Raw genomic sequence first — 21,169 nt, 5'->3', positions numbered from 1 at the left:
TTTACCGGCGCCACCCGTTCCGGCGCTCAGCGGTCCGCGATGCGGAGCATCACGCGGGTGCGGTCGCCGCGGGAGACGATCCGCTCGATCACCATGAAGACGCGGTACTCGAGGCGGTACTTGCGGAGGAAGACGCGGCCGAGGCGCTCGACGGTGTCGGCGTCGGAGACGATGTGCGCCTCCGCCTCGAGGACGGTGGCGCCGTCGGCGACGTGGCCGCGGCGGTCGCACGGGACGAGGGTCACCCGCGGGTCGTTGCGCAGGCGCTTGACCTTGCCGCTCTTGCGGGGCGTGGTGACGATCAGGTCCGCGCCGTCCCGGGCGATCCACACCGGCGTCGACACTCCGACCCCCGTCTTCCGGAAGGTCGTGAGCGAGACGAACGAGGCGTCGGAGAGGGCCGCGAGAGCGGGCGAGAGGGTCATCCTCGAAGAGTAGGGGTGCGCGGGAGCGACTCCGCAAGCCTCCCTAGCAGCTCGGATCGCCGCCGTAGGGTGGAGGCATGACCGACCCGTCCCCCCTGATCGGTCCGATCCCGGCGCCCGAGCTCCACGTCATGACGTACAACATCCGCCGCCGCATGCCCCGCCTGACCGCCCGCGCGGTCGACCAGTGGGAGCGCCGGAAGCCCCTCGTGCGCCGGCTGCTGCAGGAGGAGAGCCCGTCGATCCTCGCGGTGCAGGAGGCGCTGCCCGATCAGGCGCAGTGGGTGCACGAGTCGCTCGGCGCCTCCTTCGAGGGCATGGGCTTCGGCCGCGACGCCGACCGCGGCGGCGAGCGGGTGATGCTCTTCGTCGACCGGAGCCGCTTCGCCGTGCGCGACTGGTCGCAGATCGCGCTGTCCGCGACTCCGGACGTCGCCGGCTCGCGCAGCTGGGGCAACCGGATCCCGCGCACCGCGGTGATCGCCGAGCTGACCGACCACGCGACGAACCGCGAGTTCACCGTCGTCGCGACGCACTTCGACCACCTCTCGCGGCGCTCGCGACTGCGCTCGGCCGAGCTGGTCGCCGAGCGGATCACCGACCTCGGCCGGCCCGCGATCGTGATGGGCGACACCAACACCGACGTCGGCACGGAGCCGTACCGGGCGCTGCTGGACGAGGGCGGGCTCGCGGACTCCTGGGTCGTCGCCGGCACGCACCTCACCCCGCACTGGGGCACCTACTCCAACTACCGCCCGCCGAAGGCCGGCCGCCGCATCGACTGGCTCACGGTCAGCGCCGGGGCCTTCGAGGTCGTCTCGGCGGCGATCAACGCGACCCGCTACGACACGGCGCCGGGCTCGGACCACGAGGCGGTCCAGGCCGTCCTCCGCTTCACGAAGCCGTGACCCGACCCGCCGTGAGAGCCCGCCCCGAGAACGAGCCCGTCCTGATCTCGACCTTCATGGAGCCCCCGCGCACCCGGGGCGAGTGGTTCGCCGACGCGGTCCGCGCCCTCGGTGCTATGAGCATCGTCGCCGCGATGATCGGCTGGGATCTCGTCGACGTCGCCGTGCTCGCCCTCGCCGCGATCGGGCTGGTGCTGCCGCGGTTCCTCGGGATCCGGCCGGCGCTGGACGCCGCCTTCGGACTCGCTCTGCTGGTCGCGTCCTGGAGCAGCGTGCTCGGGCTCTATCAGGCCTGGGCGTCGTGGGACCTCGTCGTGCACTTCGTGCTGAACGGGCTGGTCGCGGCCGTCGCGTACATCGTCGCCGCGCGCGCCGGCGTGGTGCCGACGGTGGCCGGCGACCGCGGACCGCTCGCCCCGGCGATCGTGCTCTGCGCCTGCTTCGGCCTGTCGATGGGCGTGGTCTGGGAGTGGGGCGAGTGGGCCGGGCACCGCTTCGTCGACCCGTCGATCTTCGTCGGCTACGAGGACACGCTGGGCGACCTCGCGGCCGGCGCGGCCGGCTCGATCGCGGCCGGCGCGCTGATGCGCTTCTGGTCGGCGAAGAGCCGTGTCGTCGGCGACCGGCGATGACCCGCCGGCACAGCCTCCTCGCCCTCCTCGTCGTGCTGCTCTGGGGGCTGAACTTCGTCGTGATCGACGTGGGGCTCGCTGACGTGCCGCCGCTGCTGTTCCTGGCGATGCGGTTCACGGTGGTCGCGGTGCCGGCCGTGTTCCTCGTGCCGCGGCCGCAGGCGCCGCTGCGGACGGTCGCGACCATCGGCGCGTTCATGAGCCTGGGGCAGTTCGCGCTGCTCTACCTGGCGCTGGCGCTGGGGATGCCCGCGGGGCTCGCGTCGCTGGTGGTGCAGGCGCAGATCGTGCTGACGGTGCTGATCGCCGCAGTGCTGCTGAAGGAGCGGCCGACGCGGCGGCAGAGCATCGGCCTGGTGGTCGGCGTCGCGGGACTCGTGGTCGTCGCCCTCTCGCACGGTGCCGTCGCGCCCTGGCTGCCGTTCGTGGTCTGCCTCGGCGGCGCGCTCTCCTGGGCGATCGGCAACGTGCTGACCCGGCGGGCGAAGGGCGCCTCGGGGCTCTCGCTGGTGGTCTGGTCGGCGCTGGTCGTGCCGATCCCGGCGCTGCTGCTCTCGCTGCTGGTCGACGGCGGGCCCGCGATCGCGACGGCACTCCAGGGGCTCTCGCTCCTGGCGATCCTCAGCACGCTCTACACGGCGGTGTTCGCGTCGCTGATCGGCTACGGCATCTGGAACTCGCTGCTCGCCCGCTACCCGGCCGCCTCGGTCGTGCCGTTCACGCTGCTGGTGCCGGTGGTCGGCGTGCTGTCGGCGTGGGTGCTCCTGGGCGAGGTCCCGTCGGCCGGCGTGCTGATCGGCGGCGCGGTGATGGTCGCGGGCCTCGCGGTCGCGACGATCCGGCGCGGCCGGCGCGATCCCGTCCTCGCCGCTGTCGGCGGTCCGGCGTAGTGTCGCCCGCATGTGCGGACGCTTCGCGATGGATTCCGAGACCGACGCCCTGATCGCGGAGTTCGTCGCGGCGGGCGGCCGGGCGGCCGACTGGGCGCCCGACTTCAGCGTCGCGCCGACCGATGCGGCGCCGATCGTGCGCGAGCACCGGCACGAGGAGTCGCTGGAGCGCGAGATCGAGCTCGCTTCCTGGGGGTTCCGGCCGTCCTGGGCGAAGGGGAAGGGGCCGTCGCCGATCAACGCGCGGCTCGAGACGGTCGCCTCGAACGGGCTGTTCCGCGGGGCGTTCGCCAAGCAGCGCGCCATCGTGCCGATGCGCGGCTACTACGAGTGGGAGGCGCGCGCCGACGGCAAGCAGCCGTGGTTCCTGCACGGCGAGGAGCCGATCCTCGCCGCGGCGGGCCTTTACGCGGCGCGCAAGGAGGGCGACGAGTGGCGGGTCTCCTTCACGATCATCACCCGCGAGGCGCGGGACGCCTCCGGCGAGGTGCACGACCGGATGCCCGTCTTCCTCACGCCCGACGTCCGGGACGCCTGGCTGAGCCCGGACCCGCTCGCCTCCAGCGAGGAGATGCTCGCGACCCTCGATCGCGCGTCGGTCGCGGTCGCGTCGACCATCACGGCGTACCCGGTCGACCGCCGCGTGAACAACGCGCGGACGGTCGACCGCCACGACCCGGGCCTGCTCGACCCGGTCGCGTAGGACCTCCCGCTCGACGAGCCCGGGACGATTCTCGGATCGCGCGCCACCCAGGGCTCCTCTCCGACGCTCAGCGCCTGGGGCGAGTAGCCTTGGTGAATGGTCTTCGCACGCGTCTCCCCGGGTGTCCCGACGTCCGATGCGCCTGTCGTGCCCGGCCGAGTCGACCTGCCCGCGTCGATCGACGAGATCATGGCGGAGATCACCAAGGGCCAGCAGCTCGCCGGCCATTTCCCTTCGGAGGAGACGCTCGAGCGCGGTCGCCAGGTTCTGACCGGCAAGCGCTCGATCGAGGATGCTCGACGGGAGTTGCGCGCGAAGTACGCCGTGTGAACGGCGACGACCACTACACCTATCCGGGCTCCGGGGGCGTCCTGATCAATCTGCTCGGTCTCCGCAGCAGTGCGGATCTCGACGAGGCTCTCAACGACTTCGCCACGATCGAGTGGGCGGCACTTCGGCGGGAGCCGCTTCCGGACCGGTTCGACTTCGCGCAATTGCAAGACGTCCACCGACGTCTGTTCGCAGCGGTGTACCCCTTCGCCGGTGAGCTTCGCGACGTGGACGTCCAGGCAGGCGGAACCGGGATCGCGTACTGCCGGCCGGAGTTCCTCGTCGAGCAGATCGAGAAGGAGTTCCAGCGCCTCGAGGACGACGACTGGCTCTATGGGAGGGACCTGCGTGACTTCGCCGAGGGGCTGGCGGATCACTGGGGCGAGATCACCGCTCTGCATCCCTTCCGGGACGGCAACACTCGAAGCCAGAGCGCCTTCGTCACCATGCTCGCAAATCGTGCCGGCTTCACACTCCGGTGGAGCGAGATGGACGTCGACACGCTCCGGTCCCTCCGACTCGAAGCGGTTGCGCACTCGTCGAGGCGACTGACGGAGTATCTCGAGTCACACCTCCGGCCGAGCGCAGCGCCAGAAGAGTCGGAGACACGCCCGTTCCGGTTCGGGCGGCCCGAGAGGAGCTGAGCGCCTCCGGGACGATGCGCGTTCAGCGAGCCGGGAGAGATCGCCGAGCACGTCGGGGCAGCATGCTGATCGAGTCGCCCGCGGAGCGGGCGCATCGAGATCCACTCGCGTCGGTAGGCGAGCCTGCAGACCGCCCTTTCGGGGACGGCGGGTCTCGATACGCCCCTGCGGGGCTACTCGACCAGCATGAGCGGACGCCGCGCGTCCTCTCCCTCACTGCTGAGACGTGAAGCGGATCCGTCGCTCGACACGACGTGCGGAGCGACTATTTCGTTCCGGCGTGCCCCGCCCGCCGGCGGAGCCGGCTGATGGGCAGGGTTCCCGGGGTGGGCCGGATCATTTCGTTCCGTTGTGCCCCGCCCGCCGGCGGAGCCGGCTGATGGGCGGGGTTCCCGGGGCGGGCCGGATCATTTCGTTCCGGCGTGGCCCGCCCGCCGGCGGAGCCGGCTGATGGGCAGGGTTCCCGGGGTGGGCCGGATCATTTCGTTCCGGCGTGCCCCGGGAACGGCTTGCCGTTCAGGCTGACCTCGTCGGGGTCGACCTCGACGGTGCCGACGTCGTCGGCGCCGCCGGTGCCGGGCACGGAGACGACCTCGGCCGAGCCGGAGACCTCCGTCCGGCTGGTGGTCGGGTCCTGGTCCTGGCGGACCTCGGTCTCGCGCTCGCTGCCGGGGGACTCGGCGCGGTCCTTCTCGACCTGCTCGCTGCTGGTCCGCGTGGCCGGAGCCGCTCCGTCCGTCGCACCGATCGTCGATCCCTGCTCGTGCTCGTCCATGTGCCTCTGCCTTTCGTCGGGACCAGCCACGCTACGCGCGGGCCCACCGGCGGGCACCCGCTTGACAGCTCGCGGGCCCCGAGTCGAGCCCTGCGGCTCGGAAGACGGACGTACTACCCTGGGGAGACGGTCGCACCGGGGGGCGCGGCGTTGCCGCAGCATCCGCCCGAGGAGGAACCGTGTCATCCCACCGAACGGGCGAGAACCGCGTCGTCGGCACGACGATCGGCGGTCGCTACACGATCGAGGAGCTGATCGGCCGGGGCGGGATGGCCACCGTGTACCGGGCGCGCGACGAGATCCTCGGCCGCTCGGTGGCGCTGAAGATGTTCGCGCCGGGCATCGACGACGCGCAGGACCTGCAGCGCAAGTCGTCCGAGATCCGGCTGCTCGCGGCCCTCAACCACCCCGCGCTGGTGACCCTCTACGACGCCGACGACGGCGGCGACGACACCGGCGGCCAGGCCTACATGGTGATGGAGCTCGCCGAGGGGCCGAGTCTCGCGGAGCGGCTGGCCAGCGGGCCCGTCCTGCCGAACGACGTCGCGTCGATGGCCGCCGACCTCGGCGAGGCCCTGCACACGGTGCACGCGGCCGGAGTGGTGCACCGCGACGTGAAGCCCTCGAACGTGCTGCTCGTGCCGAGCCCGCTGACGAGCCGTGAGTTCCGCCCCAAGCTCGCCGACTTCGGCATCGCCTATCTGATCGACGCCACCCGGATCACCTCGCCCGGCACCCTGATCGGCACCGCCGCGTACCTCAGCCCCGAGCAGGCGCACGGCGACGTGCTGACCTCGGCGAGCGACGTCTACTCCCTCGGCCTGGTGCTGCTCGAGTCGCTGACCGGGCGCCGCCCCTTCACCGGATCGGCGATCGAGGTGACCCTCGCGCGCCTGCTGCGCGACCCGGAGGTGTCGGACTCGCTCGGCGGCGGCTGGTCGGCGCTGCTGAACGCGATGACGCGGCGCGAGCCGGCCGAGCGGCCGTCGGCGATCGAGGTCGCGGAGTCGGCGCGGGCGCTGATCGATCCGCGCCGCGACGGACCGCCGACGGCGATCGTCGTCCCCGATGTGCCGGTCCGGGAGCCCGCCGGGCCGCCGCCGACCGAGCGGATGCCCGCGACCGAGCGCTTCGCTCCGACGTCCGCGGCGACCGAGCTGCTCGACGCCACGTCGGTGCTGCCCGCGGGCGCGACCGAGCTCCTGCCCGGCGCCGCGACCGCGACGACCACGCGGGTCGCGCCGAGCGCAGGGGTCACGCCGCCCGCCGCCGTCGCCCGGCGCCGCACCGGGCCGAGCCCGTGGCTGATCGTCGTGGTGCTCGCGCTGGTCGCCGTCGCGGTCGGCCTCGTGATCGTCCTGTTCGACGGTCCGCAGTCGCCGTTGCCCGCCGTCGACGGGGAGCTCGGCGAGCACCTCCGTCAGCTGCGCGAGAGCATCCGCTCGTGAGGGGCGGGAATCGGACAGGTCTGCGCCTGCGGGCCGGGGGTGCGGTGCTCGCCGCCGTCCTCGTGCTGTCGGGCTGCTCCGCCGCGGATCCGTCGATCGACGACGGCACCGCGCAGGCGCTCGACGACGCGGTCGTGGCGGTCGCCGAGAAGGCGTCGGCCGACGACTGGGCCGGAGCGCTCACCGAGCTCGACGCGCTCGAGGCGACGCTCGACGCGGCGGTCGCCGGCGGGAACGTCCGGGAGGACCGGGCCACGTCGATCCAGGCTCAGGCCGACCTCGTGCGCGCCGACCTCGCGGCGCTGATCGCCGCCGTGCCGGAGCCCGAGGAGTCGACCGAGCCCGAGCCGGAGGAGACCACTCCCGTCGAGGAGGAGCCGCCGGCCGAGGAGACCCCGGAGGAGGAGACGCCCGCGCCGGTGGAGACTCCCGAGGAGGAGCCGTCGCCGAGCCCCGAGGAGACCGAGCCGGTGGAGCCGACCGAGCCTCCGGAGGAGGAGTCGCCGGCGCCTGCCGCGACGACGCCGGCCGCCGGTGCGCCCGCTGTGCAGGCGCCCGCGACGCAGGCTCCGGTCGAGGAGCCGGTCGAGGGACCGGGGAACGGCGGCGGGAACGGCAACGGCCGCAGCCCGGAGAGCGGGCAGAACCCCGGCAACGGGAACGGCCCGGGGAAGGGCTGAGCCCCTCCGCTCCCGCGTCCTACTCCTCCGTGCGGACGACCGCGTAGGACGCGTCGAGGTCGACGTCCACGTCCGTGCCGTCGGCGCGGGTGACCTCGACGTCGAAGGCGTGGTCGGGGTCGTCGCTGCGCTCGGCCTCGGTGACCGTGCCGCCGCCGACCGCGGCGATCGCGGCCTCGCTCGCGCGGGTCAGCTCCTCGCCGACGAGGTCGTCGGGGTCGACCGCCGCGGTGGCGCCGGTGGTGCTGTCGTCGGTGCTGTCTCCGGTGGTGCCGGTCGTGCCGTCGTCCGTGCCGTCGTTCGTGCTGCCGCCGGTGCCACGCACCGCGTCGTCGTCCGGGTCGACGACCAGCACGCCGAAGGAGTCGTCGAGCCGGACGTCGTACTCGAGGCCGTCGTCGCCGCGCAGCTCGAGCTCGTAGCCCGGCGTGCCGTCGTCGTCGCGCTCGGCCGAGGTGACGGTCCCGCCGCCGATCTCGGCGATCGCGACCTCGCTGGCGCGGTCGAGGTCGGCGCCGGTCAGCGCGTCCGAGCGCTCGAAGCCGTCGGTCGCGGCGAAGGCGATGCCCGTGCCGGCTCCGACGAGCACGATCGCGCCCGCGACTCCGACGATGATCCCGGTCTTCTTCTTCATGATCCGCTCCGTCTCCGGCGCCGGTCCTCGACGCCGCAGCCACTGTCCCGCGGCGCCGCTGAAGCCAGCCTGAAGCGGATCGGGCCCGGCGCCGGTCAGCGCAGCGGCACCCGCAGCGTCACTCGCGCGCCGCCCCACGGCGACTCCTCGATCGCGACGCTCCCGCCGTGCGCCGCCGCGATCTCGGCGACGATCGCGAGCCCGAGACCCGAGCCGCCGGCGTCGCGGGCGCGCCCCTCGTCCAGCCGCACGAAGCGCTCCAGCACCCGCTCGCGGTCGGCCGCCGGGATCCCCGGCCCGTCGTCGTCGACGACCAGCACCGCGGAGTCGCCGTCCCCGCGGGTCGCGATCGCTAGCCGCGCGGCCCGGTGCCGCACCGCGTTGTCGACGAGGTTCCGCAGCGCCCGCCCGAGCAGCGCCTCGTCCGCCACCGCCTGCACCGGCGAGACGCCCGAGGCGTCCACGGCGATCCCGGAGTCGCGCAGCCGCCGCACCTCGCGCAGCGCCAGGTCGTCGAGGTCGACCGGGGCCGCGAGCACCGCCAGCCGCGCCTCGTCGGCGCGCGCGAGCAGCAGCAGGCCCTCGATCAGCCCGCCCATCCGCACCGACTCCTCGGCGACGGTCGTCGCCAGCCGGGCCGCGTCGAGCCGGTCGGGGTGCGCGAGCGCGACCTCGGCGCTCTGCCGCAGTGCCGCGACCGGCGAGCGCAGCTCGTGCGAGGCGTCCGAGACGAACCGGCGCTGCCGCTCCTGGCCGTCCTCGAGGCGGCCGAGCATCCGGTTGAGGGTCTGCGCGAGCCGGTCGATCTCGTCTCCCGAGCCGGGCTCCGCGACGCGGCGGTCGAGGGCCGCGGCGGTCACCGCGTCCGCCTCCGCGCGCATCCGGTCCACCGGCCGCAGCGCCCGGCCGACGACGATCCAGCAGACCGCGGCGACGAAGGCGACCAGCAGCGGGACGGCGACGGCCAGCAGGCCCGCGGTCGTCGCGAGCGCCTCTCCGCGGCCCTCGTCGGGCACGCCGACGACCAGGAGCGCGCCGTCGTCGAGCTCCTGGGTCGCGACGACCAGCGGATCCTCGTCCGCGGGCGTCGTCGTGAACGGCTCGTCGCGCTCCTCGGTCGCGAGCGCCGGCAGGTCGTCGGCGTCCTCGCCCGCGGCGGCCACGCGCCCTTCGACGACCAGCTGGACCACGCCCTCCGAGGCCCGGACCGCGTCGGCACCGCCGCGCTCGACCAGCGTCGCGACCCGCTCCGCCTCGGCCTCGGCGGCCGTCGCGGCGCTGCCGGCGAGCACGGAGGAGAGCACCAGCAGGAAGCCGGCCGCGCCGAGCACCGCCGCGAGGGCGACCACGGCGGTCGCCGCGAGCGTGATCCGGGAGCGCAGGGAGCGCCGCCGCGTCGTCCCGCCGGTGCGGCTCGTCACGGCAGCACCGAGTAGCCCGCGCCGCGCTGGGTGCGGATCGTCTCGCGGCCGAACGGCCGGTCGATCTTGTTGCGGAGGGTCCGGATGTAGACCTCGACGATGTTGGGATCGCCGTCGAAGTCGAAGTCCCAGACCGCGCCGAGCACGTCGCGCTTGGACACGACGTCGCCCGCCCGCGAGACGAGGTACTCCAGCACGCTGAACTCGCGGGCCGTGAGCGGGATCGCGACCCCGCCCCGCTCCACCCGGCGCGCGGCCGGATCGAGCACGAGGTCGCCGACGGTCAGCACGGTCGGCCGCTCGGCGGCGCCGCGGCGGATCAGCGCTCGCAGCCGCGCCACCAGCACGGGGAAGGAGAACGGCTTGGTCAGGTAGTCGTCCGCGCCGGTGTCGAGCGCCTCGACCTGATCGAGGTCGCCGTCCTTCGCGGTGAGCATCAGGATCGGCGTCCAGTCCTCGGCCGCGCGCAGCCGCTCGCAGACGCGGAAGCCGCTGATGTCGGGGAGCATCAGGTCGAGCACGATCGCCGCGTACTCCGCCTCCTGCGCGAGCCAGAGCGCGTCGGTGCCGTTCGTCGCGGTGTCGACCGCGAAGCCCTCGCCCTGCAGCCCCGCCTCGAGCGCGCCCAGCAGATTGATCTCGTCGTCGACGATGAGGATGCGGATGGGAGCCTCCCGGTCTCGGCGCGGACGCCCAGGTTAACCCGCGCGTTCCCCGCGTGCGCTATGACGGTCCGGTGACAGCCGACGCCTCCCTCGCCCGCCGCCTGGGCTTCCGCGACGCCGTCGTCATCGGGCTCGGCTCGATGATCGGCGCCGGGCTCTTCTCGGCCTTCGCCCCCGCGGCTGCGGCGGCCGGGCCGTGGCTGCTGGTCGGCCTCGCGCTCGCCGCGCTCGTCGCCTGGGCCAACGCCTCGTCCACGGCGCAGCTCGCCGCGCAGTACCCGCGCTCGGGCGGCGCCTACCTCTCCGGCCGGGAGCGCCTCGGCGAGTGGCCCGGGTTCCTGGCCGGCTGGAGCTTCGTCGTCGGCAAAACCGCGAGCTGCGCCGCGATGGCGCTGACCGTCGCCGCGTACGCCGCCCCCGCGGGCTGGGAGCGACCGGTCGCGGCGGCCGCGGTCGTGGCGCTCGTCACGGTGAACGTGCTCGGGGTGACCCGCACGGCGCTCGCGACGCGGATCCTGCTCTCGATCGTGCTCGTGGTGCTCGTCGTCGCGATGGCGGCGGCCGCGGCGTCCGGACCGGCGTCCGTCACCGGCGCCGATCGCCCCTTCGACGCCTACGGCGTGCTGCAGTCGGCCGGACTGCTGTTCTTCGCCTTCGCCGGCTACGCCCGCCTCGCGACGATGGGGGAGGAGGTGCGCGACCCCGCCCGCACGATCCCGCGCGCGATCCTCGGCGCCCTCGTGCTCGCGGTCCTGCTCTACACCGTCGTCGGCGCCGGACTGCTCGCGGCGCTCGGACCGGAGCGGCTCGCCGCCTCGACGCAGCCCCTCGTCGACGCGGCCGCCGCCTGGCCGTGGACCGCGGTGCCGATCCGCGTGGGCGCCGCGGCGGCGAGCCTCGGCGCGCTGCTCGCGCTGATCGCGGGCATCGGCCGCACGAGCCTGGCGATGGCGCGGAACGGCGATCTGCCGCGGGCGCTCGCCGTGATCGACCCGGTCCGCAGCGTCCCGCGCCGCGCCGAGATCGCCGTCGGCCTGATCGTCGTCGTCCTGGTGCTCGTCGCCGACCTGCGCTCGGCGATCGGCTTCTCCTCGTTCGGCGTGCTGCTCTACTACCTGGTCGCGAACGTCGCGGCGCTGACCCAGGAGGCCCCGCACCGCCGCTACCCGCGCCCGCTGGCGGTGGTCGGCGTCGCCGGCTGCCTCCTGCTCGTGGCGACCCTCCCGCCCGCCTCGATCGCGGGCGGCCTCGCGGTGCTCGCCGTCGGCGCCGCCTACCACCTCCTCGCTCAGTCGCGGGTGCGGCGGAGCAGCCAGACGAAGTAGGGCGCGCCGACCAGCGCGATCATCAGCCCCGCGGGCAGCTGCGACGGCGCGATCAGCGTGCGGCCGAGGGTGTCGGCGACGAGGACGAGCAGGCCGCCGAGCAGCATCGCGACCGGGACGATGCGCCCGTGACGCGCGCCGACCAGCGTCCGGGCCAGGTGCGGCGCGACCAGTCCGACGAAGCCGACCGTGCCGACGGCGACGACGGCCAGCGAGGCGAGCACGGCGGCGAGGGCGAGCACGCCCAGGCGGGTGCGCTCGGGCCGGACGCCGAGGATCCGCGGGGTGTCCTCGTCGATCGCCAGCAGGTCGAGCCGGCGGCGCAGCCCGAGGAGCACAGGCAGCAGCACCAGGATCCCGAGGGCGACCGGCAGCACGTCCGGGAGCGAGCGGCCGTAGGTCGTGCCGGAGAGCCAGGTGAGGATCCGCGGGGTGCGCCACGGGTCGGAGCTCAGCAGCAGGAAGGCGGTCACGGCGCTCAGCGCGTAGCCGGCACCGATGCCGACGAGCACGAAGCGGTCCGGCTGCAGCCCGCCGCGCCAGGAGAGCAGCGCGATCGCGCCGAAGGTCGCGAGCCCCGCGGCGATCGCCATCGCGATCAGCACCGGTCGGCCGCCGCCGCCCAGCCCGGTAGTGACGACGATCACGGCACCGAGCCCGGCGCCGGCCGTGATGCCGAGCAGCCCCGGCTCCGCCAGCGGATTGCGCACGGTGCCCTGCACGGCGGTGCCGGCGAGGGCGAGCGCCCCGCCCGCGAGCACGGCCGCGGCGATGCGCGGCGCCCGCTCGTCGAGGGCGCGGGCGACGAGATCCGGTGCCGCGCTCTGCAGCCAGAGGACGACGTCGCCGAGCCGCAGCTGCAGGCTCCCCGCGAGCAGGGCGAGCACGATCGTCACGGCGAGCAGGACGGCGACGACCCCGAGCACGACCCGGAACCGCCGCGCCGTCCGCAACGTCGAGCGGACCGTCCGCGCCGATCGCGCCGCACCGGCGTCGCGCATCCGCAGGGCGAGCACCACGATGACGAGCCCGCCGAGCACCGCGGTGGGGATGCCCGTCGGGATGGCCGTGGCTCCCTCCGGGCTGAGGATCGCGCGCAGCAGCGCGTCGGCGAGCACGATCAGCGCGGCGCCGATCAGCGCCGACGCGGGCACCAGGAAGACGTGGCGGCGCAGCGCCGGCACCCGCGCGGCCAGGAGCCGGGTGAGGACGGGGGCGCCGAGGCCGACGAAGGCGATCGGACCGGCCAGCGTCACCGAGGTGCTGGTGAGCAGGACCGCGCAGAGCACGGCGAGCGCCCGCGTCGAGCGGACCGGGACGCCCAGCGAGGCGGCGCCGTCCTCGCCGAGGCCGAGCACGTCGAGGCGGCGCGAGAGCAGCAGCGCGAGCGCGAGCACGACGACGATCAGCGGAGCGGCGCGCGCCGACGCGTCGATGTTGAGCTGCCCGAGCGAGCCGCTGCCCCAGGCGAAGAGCCCGGTGGTGTTCTCCCGGAAGAGGATCAGCAGCATCGCGGTGCCGGAGTCGAGCGCCATCGCGATCGCCGAGCCGGCCAGGATCAGCCGGGTGCTGGAGGTGCCCGCGGCCCGCCCGGTGAGCGCCAGCACGAGCGCCGCCGCGGCGAGGCCGCCGAGGAAGGCGACTCCGCTGGACGCCCAGAGCGGCACGGTCAGCGAGAAGGCGGCCACCGCGGTCAGGGCGAAGTAGGCGCCCGCGGTCACCGCGAGCGTGTCGGGGGAGGCGAGCGCGTTGCGCGAGATCGACTGCAGCAGCGCGCCGGCCGCGCCGAGGGCGAGGCCCACGGCGATGCCGGCGGACAGGCGCGGCAGCCGCGAGCCGGCGAAGACGTCGCCCGCCGAGACTCCGCCGACCGACACGTCCTCGCCGAGCAGCGCGCGCAGGAGCCCGTCCGCGCCGATGCCCGAGGTGCCCTGGGTCAGGTGCCAGAGCCCGATGAGCACGACCGCGACGGCGAGGGCCGCGAGCACGCCGACGCCGCCGAGCGCCGCGCGCCGCCCGGAGGGGGCGATCGCGCGGCGCTCGGCGGCGGTCGGCGTCGTCGTCACTCGCCGACGATGACGTCCACGAAGGCGTCGATGGCCTGCTCGCCGGACTTCGGTCCGCCCGCGCCCCAGACGCCGGGCGGGAACTCGAAGGCGCGGCCCTGCTGCACCGCGGGCAGCGCGGACCAGACCGGGCTCTTGGCGAGCTCGGTGACGTAGCTGTCGGGCGTGCCGTCGTTGGAGTAGACGAGGTTCGCCTCGCCGACCGCGGTCAGCCCCTCGATGTCGGTCTGCGCGAGTCCGTAGGAGGGGTCGACGCCGCCGCTGCCGTAGGAGTCGTTGATCTCGTCGGTCCAGGCGCCCTCGAGGCCGAGCTCCTCGCCGAGCTCGGTGAACAGCGCGCCCTTCCCGTAGGGGCGGATGACGACGTTGCCGCTCTCGATCCAGCCGTCGAAGAACACGAACTCCGGCGTCGCGAGCGCCGCCTCGGCGACCTCGCTCTTGGCGTCGGCGAGGTGCTGGTCGAACTCGGCGAGCACCGCGTCGGCGCGCTCGCTCCGGCCGGTGGCCTCGCCCAGGAGCGAGAACACCTCCTTCATGTTGTCGATCTGGCCGCTCGCGTCCGCGCCGATGGTGGCGAGCACGGGCACGTCGCGCTCCTCGAGCTGGGCGAGGAGCTCGTCGTCGGCGCTGTACGCCTCCATCACGATCAGGTCGGGGTCGAGGCCGTAGAGGGTGTCGAGGTCCGGCTCGCCGCGCTCGCCCACGTCCGCGGTGCTCGCGGGCAGCGTCTCGGCGCTGACGTAGGTGGCGTAGTCCTCGGTCGAGGCGGCGCCGACCGGGGCGACGCAGAGCGTCAGCAGGTCCTCGGTCTGCTGCCACTCCAGCACGACGATCCGCTCGGCGGGCGCGTCGAGCTCGACGGTGCGGCCGAGGCTGTCGGTGAGCGAGACGGCGCCGGTGGCGGTCGCGGTATCGTCGGCGGCGCACTCGGCGGAGTCGACGGTGCCGGCCGCGTCGGCGCTCTCGACGGCGGTGGTTCCGCAGCCGGTGAGCAGGAGCACTCCGACGGCGGCCGCGGCCAGGGCGGCGGGGAGGAGGGGGGCTCGGGTCATTCTTCGGTTTCCTCTCGGGAACGGGCGGGGGTCTGGTCGTGCAGGCGGACGCTGTGCCGGCTGACGGGGTCGATGCGCAGGTGTCCGGTCCGCTCGTCCACGGCGACCTCGACCCGCAGTCCGTAGGCCGCCTCGATGTGCTCGGCGGTGAGCACGGCGAGCGGGTCGCCCTCGGCGAGGACGCGCCCGTCGCTGAGCAGCAGCAGGCGGTCGGCCACGCGCGCGGCGTGGTCGAGGTCGTGCAGCACGACGCCGACGGCGGCCCCGTGCCCCTCGGCGAGATCGCGGATCAGATCGAGCGTCTCCACCTGGTAGCGCAGGTCGAGGTGGTTGGTCGGCTCGTCGAGCAGCACCACACCGGTCTCCTGCGCGAGGCAGGCCGCGAGCCAGACCCGCTGCAGCTCGCCGCCGCTGAGCTCGCCCGCCGCGCGCTCCGCCATCGACAGCACCCCGGTGGTGGCCATCGCCTGCTCCACCGCCTCGCGGTCGCGGGCGGACGGCCCGGCGAAGGCCCGGCGGTGCGGGTGGCGGCCGAAGGCCACGACCTCCCGGACGCTGAGGCCCTGCGGGGCGGTGCGGCTCTGCGCGAAGAGGGTCACCTCGCGGGCGAAGTCGCGGCTGCTCAGCGCGGTCGCGGGCCGGTCGCCGGCGAGGGTGACGGCGCCGCCGCTCGGGGCGTGCAGTCGCGCCAGGGCGCGCAGCAGCGTCGACTTGCCCGAGCCGTTCGGCCCGACGAGCGCGGTCACCCGCCCCGGCTCGAGCCGCACCGAGACACCGTCGACGACGGTGCGCCGGCCGAAGCCGAGCACGAGGTCGGTGCCGGCGAGGCGCGAGGGCGCGCGCGCGGGCTCGGGGGAGGGAGGCATGGGAGGAGCGGATTCCTGCGTCGGAGGGGGAAGCGGGAGGGGATCCGCTGGGTAAGGGTTGGCTTACCTTCCTCAGGCTAGGCGGCCGCCCCACCGTCCGCAATCGACTGCCGACGACACCGGATAGAGCGTTCCGGCCAGGTGCGGCCGCAACCGGTCAGGAAGCGGCCGTGCGCTGATCCTGCGCGAAGGCGCCGGGAGTGGTCCCCATCACCCGCTTGAACGCCGCGATGAACGTGCTCGGATGCGTGTGGCCCATCAGCTCCGAGACGTCCTGCACGCTGCGCCCCTCCGCCAGCAGCGCGAGCGCCCGGTGCGCCCGCAGCGCCTGGCGCCACTGCAGGAACGACAGCCCGGTCTGCGCACGGAGGACCCGCGAGAGGGTCCGCTCGCCGACGCCGAGGTGCTCCGCCCAGTCGGCGAGCGTCCGCCGGTCGGTCGGGTCGTCGAGGAGGGCCGCGACCAGGGGCGCGAGCCGCTCGCCCTGCGGCACGGTGACGGAGTACTGCTCCGCCGACGGCGCGATGACGTCGAAGACCACCGCCTCCGCCCGCAGTCGCGCCGCCGCCTCGAGGTCGGTCCGCGCGAGCCGGGTGAGCAGCGCGGCGAGCACTGGGGTGATCTCGACGAGGACCGGCGACGTGATCGGCACGGGCGAGCGCTCCGGATCGAACAGCGCGTCGCAGAGCGCGGTGCGGGCGGTCGTCCGCCCGGCGTGCTCCGTGCCGGCCGGGATCCAGACGCCGAAGCCGTCCGGCACGGTCAGGATCCGGTGCTCGAGCCGGACGGTCATGGTGCCGCCGCGGACCCAGACCAGCTCGTGCAGCGCGTGCCGGTGCGGCGCGAACTCGTGCGGCGCCTCGAGCCGGACGCTGCCGGCCGCGATCGCGAACGGCTCGGCGATGCGCGTCGGCGCACCGGTGTCCGCGACGACGACGGTGCTCGGCTCGCGCCGCCAGGTGCCCCGCGCGCTGTCCTCGTCCATGCCCACGATCTTAGGAAGCGTCCGCGCCGGGCAGACTGTCCCGGTGACCGCAGCGCAGATCTTCCGCGACCGCCTCGTCGAGCACATCGACGCCGTCGGCTTCGGTGCGCACGGCCTGCACGTGCTGATCGGCGACGACACGGCCGAGCACCGCTGGACGCCGGACGTCCGCGAGGACGTGCACTCCGTCGCCAAGGGCGTCTGCGTGCTGGCCACGGGCCTGGCCGTCGACGAGGGCCTGATCTCCCTCGACGAGCCGCTGGGATCCCTGACCGCTGATGTCACTGCGGACCTGGGCGAGGGAGTCGCCGAGCTCACGCTGCGCCGGCTGCTCAGCATGACCAGCGGCATCGACCTGCCCTGGTCGCCGACCCTGATGACGGACTGGCCCGACCTCGCCGTCGAGTTCCTCCGCCGGCCCTCCGCCGGGCCCGTCTTCCAGTACTCCAACGCCAGCAGCTACACCGCGATGCGGCTCCTGGAGACGCGGGTCGGCGACGTGGGCGAGTACGTCGACCGCCGCCTGCTGCGACCGCTCGGGATCGAGGGCGCGGAGTGGGAGCGCTGCCCGAACGGCCGCATCGTCGCCGGCAGCGGACTGGCGCTCCGCACGGAGGAGACCGCCCGGATCGGCCGGCTGATCCGCGATCGCGGCGTCTGGCGGGGCGAGCGCATCCTCGCTCCCGAGTGGAGCGACCTGATGCACTCCGAGTGGGTCGCCGCGGGCACCGGCCCGGGCTACCGGCACTACGCCCTCGCCGGCTGGGACGGCCCCGGCGCGAGCTGGCGCCTGCACGGCGCCTACGGCCAGCTGCTCGTCTTCGCGGGCGACGCGGTGGTGACGATCAGCGCCGACGATCATCCGGGCGCCGACGCGATCGCCGCGTTCATCGCGGCGGAGCGGGCGGCCGCCCAGCACTGACGGCCGACCCGCACCCTCGGACTACTCGTCGCGGTCGGTGTACTCGCCCTCGCCGGTGGAGTCGGGGCCGGAGCCCTCGGTGTCGACGTAGCTGCCCTTCTCGGTGCTCGACTCCTCGTGCGAGGAAGTATCGACGTAGCTGCCCTCCCGCTCGCCGTCGGTGTGCGAGACGCCGTCGGTCTCGGTGTACTCGCCCTCGGCCGAGGTGTCGGTGCTGTGTCCGTCGGTGCTGTGTTCGTGGGTGCCGTGTCCGTCGGTGCCGTGGCCGCCCGCGCCGTGGCCGTCCGCGTCGCCGTCCGCGAGGTGGCGGCCGCGTCGGGTCGTCTCCTCGGTCGTGCCGCCGCTCTCGGTGGTCGTGGTGGTCTCGAACTCGTCGTCGTGTGCCATGGCGGGGCTCCTCGCCTCATCGCGTCGGGTGGATGCAGTCGACGATCCTGCACCCGGTCCGCCGGTGCAAGCCGTCGCGGCTGCACATCCGCGCACCTTGACATCCGGCGCACGTCCGCGACACGGGCACTTCGCCGTTCCCCGCCCCGAGCGCAACTCCTGTCGGGACCCGTCCGCCGCCGCCTAGCCTCCGAGCATGACTGCACGGACTGCACGCACCCGCTGGAGCGTCATCGGCCAGCTCGGCCCCCTCTTCGACGACGGCGGCCCGATGCTGCTCGTCGAGGCCCGCTCGGCCTTCGGGCGGCGGCCGATGCACCGCGCGAAGGCGCAGCTGCTGCTCTCGGCGCTGCGCCATCGCGGCCGCGAGCTCGGCGACCGCGTCGAGTACGTCCGCGCCGAGACCTTCGCCGAGGGGCTCGCGGGCCGCGACGACCTCGAGGTGATCGACCCGCCGACCCGGGGCGGCCGCCGCCTCGCCCGCCGGCTGGGCATGAGCGTCCTGCCCAGCCGCGGCTTCGTCACGGAGGAGGAGGACTTCCGCGAGTGGGCGCTCGCGAAGTCCGGCAAGCGCCTCCTCCTCGAGGACTTCTACCGCTGGAGCCGCGAGCGCACCGGGGTGCTGATGCGCGGCGATCAGCCGGAGGGCGGCCGCTGGAACTACGACCACGACAACCGCAACCCGCCGCCCAAGGGCGCGTCGCGGCTCGGGCTGCCCGACCCGTGGTGGCCGGAGGAGGACGACATCGACGAGGAGGTGCGCGCCGACCTCGCCCGCTGGGAGCGCGAGGGCGCCATCCGCCTCGTCGGCGAGGACGGCCCGCGCCGGTTCGCGGCGACCCCCGCGGAGGCGGAGGCGGCGCTCGCCGACTTTTTCTCGTCGCGGCTCGGCGACTTCGGCACCTATGAGGACGCGATGCTCTCCGGCGACTGGACGATGGCGCACTCGCTGCTGAGCGCCCCGCTCAACCTCGGCCTGCTCGATCCGCGCGCCGTGATCGACGCCGCCGCGGCCGAGCACGCCTCCGGCGGCGCACCGCTGGCGAGCGTCGAGGGCTTCGTCCGGCAGATCCTCGGCTGGCGCGACTACGTCTGGCACCTCTACTGGCACCTCGGCCCCGACTACCGCGAGCGCAGCAACGCGCTCGGCGCGAAGGCCCCGCTGCCGCAGCAGCTGCTCGATCTCGATCCGGCCGGCATCGAGGCGAACTGCCTGCACGAGACCCTCGACGACGTGCGCCGCCACGGCTGGGCGCACCACATCCAGCGGCTGATGGTGCTCGGCAACTGGGGTCTGCAGCGCGGCTGGGACCCGGCCGAGCTGAACGACTGGTTCGTCGACGTCTTCGTCGACGGCACGGAGTGGGTGATGCCCGCGAACGTGATCGGCATGTCCCAGCACGCGGACGGCGGGATCGTCGCGACCAAGCCGTACTCCTCCGGCGGCGCCTACATCAACAAGATGTCGGACTACTGCGGCGGCTGTCGCTTCAACCCGAAGGTGCGCCTGGGCGAGAACGCCTGCCCGGTCACCGCCGGCTACTGGGCCTTCCTCGACCGCACCGAGCCCGTCCTCCGCGGCAATCACCGGATGGCCCAGCCCCTCGCGGGTCTGCGCGCCCTCTCCGACCGCGCCGCCGTCGTCGACCAGGAGCGCCACCGCGAGAGCTACTGACCCGCGGCCGGTCGAGCGGAGCGCTCCGCGCCCCTGCTGATCGAGTAGCCCGCGCAGTGGGCGTATCGAGATCCACGCGCGTCAGAGCCTCGGCGGCACGCCTGGTCACGATGAGTCTCGATACGCGCTGCGCGCTGCTCGACCAGCATGCGACGCGGGCCAGGTGATGTCGCCGACGTCCTCTCCCCTGCTGATCGAGCAGCCCGCGAAGCGGGCGTATCGAGATCCACCACCCGTCAGAACGGCGCGGGCACGTTGTCGAACCGGGGCCCCGGCGGCCGGTCCGGTGGCCGCCCGGGCAGCGGTGGTGGCCGGTTGCTGATCCGCCGGCCGGTGGGGCTCGTCCACTCGAGCGTCCCGTCGTCGTCGATCCGGTCGTAGCTCCACTGCTCTCCGTGCCGGACATGGTGGTGGGACGTGCAGAGGCTGACGAGGTTCTCGAGGGACGTCTCGCCGCCGTTGCGCCACTCGAGGGTGTGGTCGGCCTCGCTGGTCGCGGCAGTCCGGGTGCAGCCGGGGAAGCGGCAGGTCTGATCGCGGAGTTGGAGGTGCAGGCGCATCTGCGCGGGCGGGACGCGCCAGGTGCGGCCGACAGACACGACGGCGCCGGTGTCCTGATCGGTGAGGACGCGGGTGAAGGAGGCCGCCGTGCGGATCAGCTCGCGGGCGATCTCGGCGGGGACCGGCCCGAAGCCGTCGAGATCCGCAGGGGCGTCATCGAGACCCGCGGCGGTGGACACTGCGAGGGTCAGCCGCACCTCCGCGCGGACACCGGGGACGAAGGTCGGGTCGGGGCGATGCTCGGCGTTCGGCGTGGTGCCGGCGATGTCGCCGTCGCAGAGCAGGTCGACGGCGGCATCGGCGCTGAGCTGCTGAAGGGTGCGGGGGTCGCCGTCGTCGCGGAGGGTGCGGGCGATGCGGCGGAGTCGGTCGTAGGCGCCCATCACCGCCGGCGCGGGGGCGTGAAGGCAGAGCGTCGCCATCCCGTCGACGTCGGGCGTGACCCAGACGGCGCGGTCTTCCCGGGCGCGCGCGTGCCGTTCGGCGAGGGGCTGCTCGTGCAGCTCCTCGCGCCAGCGGCTGAGGGCGCGGCGCAGCTGGGTCGTCGTCATCGTGAGGGCGGCGTCGGCGGCGCGCTCGTCGAGTGCCGCGCGGGAGTTCTCCGGGAGGCTGCTCGCGGTCCTGCAGATCGCCTCGCCGGCCTCCCAGAGGATCCGCGCGTCACGGAGCAGCGCGCGGGTGAGCGGGAGGTGCTCCATCAGCATCTGGGCGGTCTCGAGGCGGCGGGAGACCTCCCGCTCGGAGACGCCGACCGTCGCCGAGAGCTCGGCGCGGATGGAGCGCTCGACGAGATCTCGCGTCTCGCTCCGGGACGCGCCGCGGGCGAACGCCTCCGGGACGGTGAGGGCGACGCGGTAGCCGCGGTGCATCCGTTCTGCGGCCCTGAGGCGCGTCGGGGACGCGGCGCGCTCGGCGGCCGCGGAGTCGTCGAAGCAGTTGCGCACCTCCGCGAGTGCTGCTGCGTTCTCATCTTCTGACATACGCGTATTGAATCAGGGGCCACCGACAACCGGGTCGGAACCATGGGCTGATCGGGGACAACGTCGTCGGATCGCGAGTGTGGAGGAGACCCGCTCCCGAACCTGTCAGTGATGGTGGGTCTCGAGACGCCGCCGAAGGCGGTTACTCGACCAGCATGGGAGGGCCGCCGGAGGCGGCTGCTCGACCAGCATGAA

At 74.2% G+C, this 21,169-nt stretch carries 22 protein-coding genes; 11 read left to right on the top strand and 11 right to left on the bottom strand.

What is annotated here, in order from left to right:
* Positions 1-26 precede the first annotated feature (26 nt).
* Positions 27-425 (bottom strand): PPOX class F420-dependent oxidoreductase, encoded by a 399-nt coding sequence (locus tag EDF35_RS03590; RefSeq protein ID WP_133960750.1) that lies wholly within the window; start codon positions 423-425, stop codon positions 27-29.
* A 77-nt stretch (positions 426-502) separates the two neighbouring features.
* Here EDF35_RS03590 and EDF35_RS03585 point away from each other — a divergent pair, with 77 nt between their 5' ends.
* The 6 genes from EDF35_RS03585 (at position 503) to EDF35_RS03560 (ending at position 4,532) form a co-directional block, all read left to right on the top strand.
* The gene (locus tag EDF35_RS03585) at positions 503-1,333 is read left to right on the top strand and encodes an endonuclease/exonuclease/phosphatase family protein (RefSeq protein WP_123701662.1); all 831 of its coding nucleotides are present in this window, start codon (positions 503-505) and stop codon (positions 1,331-1,333) included.
* Positions 1,330-1,965: a hypothetical protein gene (locus tag EDF35_RS03580; protein ID WP_133960749.1), complete on the top strand. Its 636-nt coding sequence runs from the start codon at positions 1,330-1,332 to the stop codon at positions 1,963-1,965. Before EDF35_RS03585 ends, EDF35_RS03580 begins: the two co-directional genes overlap by 4 nt.
* Complete coding sequence (locus EDF35_RS03575) at positions 1,962-2,855, top strand: EamA family transporter (protein ID WP_133960748.1); 894 nt, start codon at positions 1,962-1,964, stop codon at positions 2,853-2,855. Before EDF35_RS03580 ends, EDF35_RS03575 begins: the two co-directional genes overlap by 4 nt.
* Before the next feature lie 10 nt (positions 2,856-2,865).
* The gene (locus EDF35_RS03570) at positions 2,866-3,558 is read left to right on the top strand and encodes an SOS response-associated peptidase (protein WP_133960747.1); all 693 of its coding nucleotides are present in this window, start codon (positions 2,866-2,868) and stop codon (positions 3,556-3,558) included.
* 96 nt (positions 3,559-3,654) lie between these two features.
* Positions 3,655-3,888, top strand: a complete 234-nt coding sequence (locus tag EDF35_RS03565) for a hypothetical protein (RefSeq protein ID WP_133960746.1) — start codon at positions 3,655-3,657, stop codon at positions 3,886-3,888.
* Positions 3,885-4,532: a Fic family protein gene (locus EDF35_RS03560; RefSeq protein ID WP_133960745.1), complete on the top strand. Its 648-nt coding sequence runs from the start codon at positions 3,885-3,887 to the stop codon at positions 4,530-4,532. The genes EDF35_RS03565 and EDF35_RS03560 overlap by 4 nt, the downstream gene beginning before the upstream one ends.
* 478 nt (positions 4,533-5,010) lie before the next feature.
* Here EDF35_RS03560 and EDF35_RS03555 read toward each other — a convergent pair whose 3' ends face one another.
* Positions 5,011-5,307 (bottom strand): hypothetical protein, encoded by a 297-nt coding sequence (locus tag EDF35_RS03555; protein WP_123734405.1) that lies wholly within the window; start codon positions 5,305-5,307, stop codon positions 5,011-5,013.
* Between the two features lie 179 nt (positions 5,308-5,486).
* Here EDF35_RS03555 and EDF35_RS03550 point away from each other — a divergent pair, with 179 nt between their 5' ends.
* On the top strand, positions 5,487-6,755 hold the full coding sequence (locus tag EDF35_RS03550; RefSeq protein ID WP_133960744.1) for a serine/threonine-protein kinase: 1,269 nt from the start codon (positions 5,487-5,489) through the stop codon (positions 6,753-6,755).
* A complete protein-coding gene (locus tag EDF35_RS03545; protein ID WP_133960743.1) occupies positions 6,752-7,435 on the top strand; it encodes a hypothetical protein in 684 nt (227 codons plus the stop codon). Before EDF35_RS03550 ends, EDF35_RS03545 begins: the two co-directional genes overlap by 4 nt.
* A gap of 19 nt (positions 7,436-7,454) precedes the next feature.
* On the opposite strand, the gene EDF35_RS03540 is transcribed toward EDF35_RS03545, so the two are convergent.
* The 3 genes from EDF35_RS03540 to EDF35_RS03530 all read right to left on the bottom strand — a co-directional run bounded on the left by EDF35_RS03540 (position 7,455) and on the right by EDF35_RS03530 (position 10,155).
* A complete protein-coding gene (locus EDF35_RS03540) occupies positions 7,455-8,069 on the bottom strand; it encodes a PepSY domain-containing protein (protein WP_133960742.1) in 615 nt (204 codons plus the stop codon).
* A gap of 95 nt (positions 8,070-8,164) precedes the next feature.
* Positions 8,165-9,490 carry an ATP-binding protein gene (locus tag EDF35_RS03535; RefSeq protein WP_133960741.1) on the bottom strand — a complete coding sequence of 442 codons (1,326 nt, stop codon included), beginning with the start codon at positions 9,488-9,490 and terminating at the stop codon, positions 8,165-8,167.
* Positions 9,487-10,155 (bottom strand): response regulator transcription factor, encoded by a 669-nt coding sequence (locus EDF35_RS03530; RefSeq protein ID WP_123701685.1) that lies wholly within the window; start codon positions 10,153-10,155, stop codon positions 9,487-9,489. Before EDF35_RS03530 ends, EDF35_RS03535 begins: the two co-directional genes overlap by 4 nt.
* A gap of 71 nt (positions 10,156-10,226) precedes the next feature.
* On the opposite strand from EDF35_RS03530, the gene EDF35_RS03525 reads away from it, so the two are divergent.
* Entirely contained in the window at positions 10,227-11,480 is a 1,254-nt protein-coding gene (locus EDF35_RS03525; RefSeq protein ID WP_133960740.1) for an APC family permease, read from the top strand.
* Here the strand turns inward: EDF35_RS03525 and EDF35_RS03520 are convergent.
* The 4 genes from EDF35_RS03520 to EDF35_RS03505 all read right to left on the bottom strand — a co-directional run bounded on the left by EDF35_RS03520 (position 11,444) and on the right by EDF35_RS03505 (position 16,449).
* A complete protein-coding gene (locus EDF35_RS03520) occupies positions 11,444-13,546 on the bottom strand; it encodes an iron ABC transporter permease (protein WP_133960739.1) in 2,103 nt (700 codons plus the stop codon). The two genes, EDF35_RS03525 and EDF35_RS03520, sit on opposite strands and share 37 nt — an antisense overlap.
* A complete protein-coding gene (locus tag EDF35_RS03515) occupies positions 13,543-14,598 on the bottom strand; it encodes an ABC transporter substrate-binding protein (protein ID WP_133960738.1) in 1,056 nt (351 codons plus the stop codon). The genes EDF35_RS03520 and EDF35_RS03515 overlap by 4 nt, the downstream gene beginning before the upstream one ends.
* Positions 14,595-15,464, bottom strand: a complete 870-nt coding sequence (locus EDF35_RS03510; RefSeq protein ID WP_133960737.1) for an ABC transporter ATP-binding protein — start codon at positions 15,462-15,464, stop codon at positions 14,595-14,597. Before EDF35_RS03510 ends, EDF35_RS03515 begins: the two co-directional genes overlap by 4 nt.
* A 157-nt stretch (positions 15,465-15,621) precedes the next feature.
* On the bottom strand, positions 15,622-16,449 hold the full coding sequence (locus EDF35_RS03505) for a helix-turn-helix transcriptional regulator (protein WP_123701697.1): 828 nt from the start codon (positions 16,447-16,449) through the stop codon (positions 15,622-15,624).
* 43 nt (positions 16,450-16,492) lie between these two features.
* On the opposite strand from EDF35_RS03505, the gene EDF35_RS03500 reads away from it, so the two are divergent.
* Positions 16,493-17,371 (top strand): serine hydrolase, encoded by an 879-nt coding sequence (locus EDF35_RS03500; RefSeq protein WP_123734857.1) that lies wholly within the window; start codon positions 16,493-16,495, stop codon positions 17,369-17,371.
* Between the two features lie 21 nt (positions 17,372-17,392).
* On the opposite strand, the gene EDF35_RS03495 is transcribed toward EDF35_RS03500, so the two are convergent.
* On the bottom strand, positions 17,393-17,758 hold the full coding sequence (locus tag EDF35_RS03495) for a hypothetical protein (protein ID WP_123734858.1): 366 nt from the start codon (positions 17,756-17,758) through the stop codon (positions 17,393-17,395).
* A gap of 196 nt (positions 17,759-17,954) precedes the next feature.
* On the opposite strand from EDF35_RS03495, the gene EDF35_RS03490 reads away from it, so the two are divergent.
* Positions 17,955-19,433: a cryptochrome/photolyase family protein gene (locus tag EDF35_RS03490; RefSeq protein ID WP_133960736.1), complete on the top strand. Its 1,479-nt coding sequence runs from the start codon at positions 17,955-17,957 to the stop codon at positions 19,431-19,433.
* Between the two features lie 236 nt (positions 19,434-19,669).
* On the opposite strand, the gene EDF35_RS03485 is transcribed toward EDF35_RS03490, so the two are convergent.
* Positions 19,670-20,974, bottom strand: coding sequence for an HNH endonuclease signature motif containing protein (locus tag EDF35_RS03485; RefSeq protein WP_133960735.1), 1,305 nt, complete (start codon positions 20,972-20,974; stop codon positions 19,670-19,672).
* Between the last annotated feature and the right edge of the window lie 195 nt (positions 20,975-21,169).

The organism is Rathayibacter sp. PhB151 (assembly GCF_004366415.1).
Lineage (GTDB): Bacteria > Actinomycetota > Actinomycetes > Actinomycetales > Microbacteriaceae > Rathayibacter > Rathayibacter festucae.
The sequence above is the reverse complement of the archived record's forward strand: the minus strand, read 5'-3'. Positions and strand labels throughout refer to the sequence as shown.

Excerpts from the sequence above, each read along its gene's own strand:
- EDF35_RS03585 (WP_123701662.1), top strand. The coding sequence starts at position 503 with ATGACCGACCCGTCCCCCCTGATCGGTCCGATCCCGGCGCCCGAGCTC.
- EDF35_RS03575 (WP_133960748.1), top strand. The coding sequence starts at position 1,962 with ATGACCCGCCGGCACAGCCTCCTCGCCCTCCTCGTCGTGCTGCTCTGG.
- EDF35_RS03555 (WP_123734405.1), bottom strand. The coding sequence starts at position 5,307 with ATGGACGAGCACGAGCAGGGATCGACGATCGGTGCGACGGACGGAGCG.
- EDF35_RS03565 (WP_133960746.1), top strand. The coding sequence starts at position 3,655 with ATGGTCTTCGCACGCGTCTCCCCGGGTGTCCCGACGTCCGATGCGCCT.
- EDF35_RS03485 (WP_133960735.1), bottom strand. The coding sequence starts at position 20,974 with ATGTCAGAAGATGAGAACGCAGCAGCACTCGCGGAGGTGCGCAACTGC.
- EDF35_RS03505 (WP_123701697.1), bottom strand. The coding sequence starts at position 16,449 with ATGGACGAGGACAGCGCGCGGGGCACCTGGCGGCGCGAGCCGAGCACC.
- EDF35_RS03490 (WP_133960736.1), top strand. The coding sequence starts at position 17,955 with ATGACTGCACGGACTGCACGCACCCGCTGGAGCGTCATCGGCCAGCTC.
- EDF35_RS03515 (WP_133960738.1), bottom strand. The coding sequence starts at position 14,598 with ATGACCCGAGCCCCCCTCCTCCCCGCCGCCCTGGCCGCGGCCGCCGTC.
- EDF35_RS03540 (WP_133960742.1), bottom strand. The coding sequence starts at position 8,069 with ATGAAGAAGAAGACCGGGATCATCGTCGGAGTCGCGGGCGCGATCGTG.
- EDF35_RS03495 (WP_123734858.1), bottom strand. The coding sequence starts at position 17,758 with ATGGCACACGACGACGAGTTCGAGACCACCACGACCACCGAGAGCGGC.
- EDF35_RS03510 (WP_133960737.1), bottom strand. The coding sequence starts at position 15,464 with ATGCCTCCCTCCCCCGAGCCCGCGCGCGCGCCCTCGCGCCTCGCCGGC.
- EDF35_RS03570 (WP_133960747.1), top strand. The coding sequence starts at position 2,866 with ATGTGCGGACGCTTCGCGATGGATTCCGAGACCGACGCCCTGATCGCG.
- EDF35_RS03590 (WP_133960750.1), bottom strand. The coding sequence starts at position 425 with ATGACCCTCTCGCCCGCTCTCGCGGCCCTCTCCGACGCCTCGTTCGTC.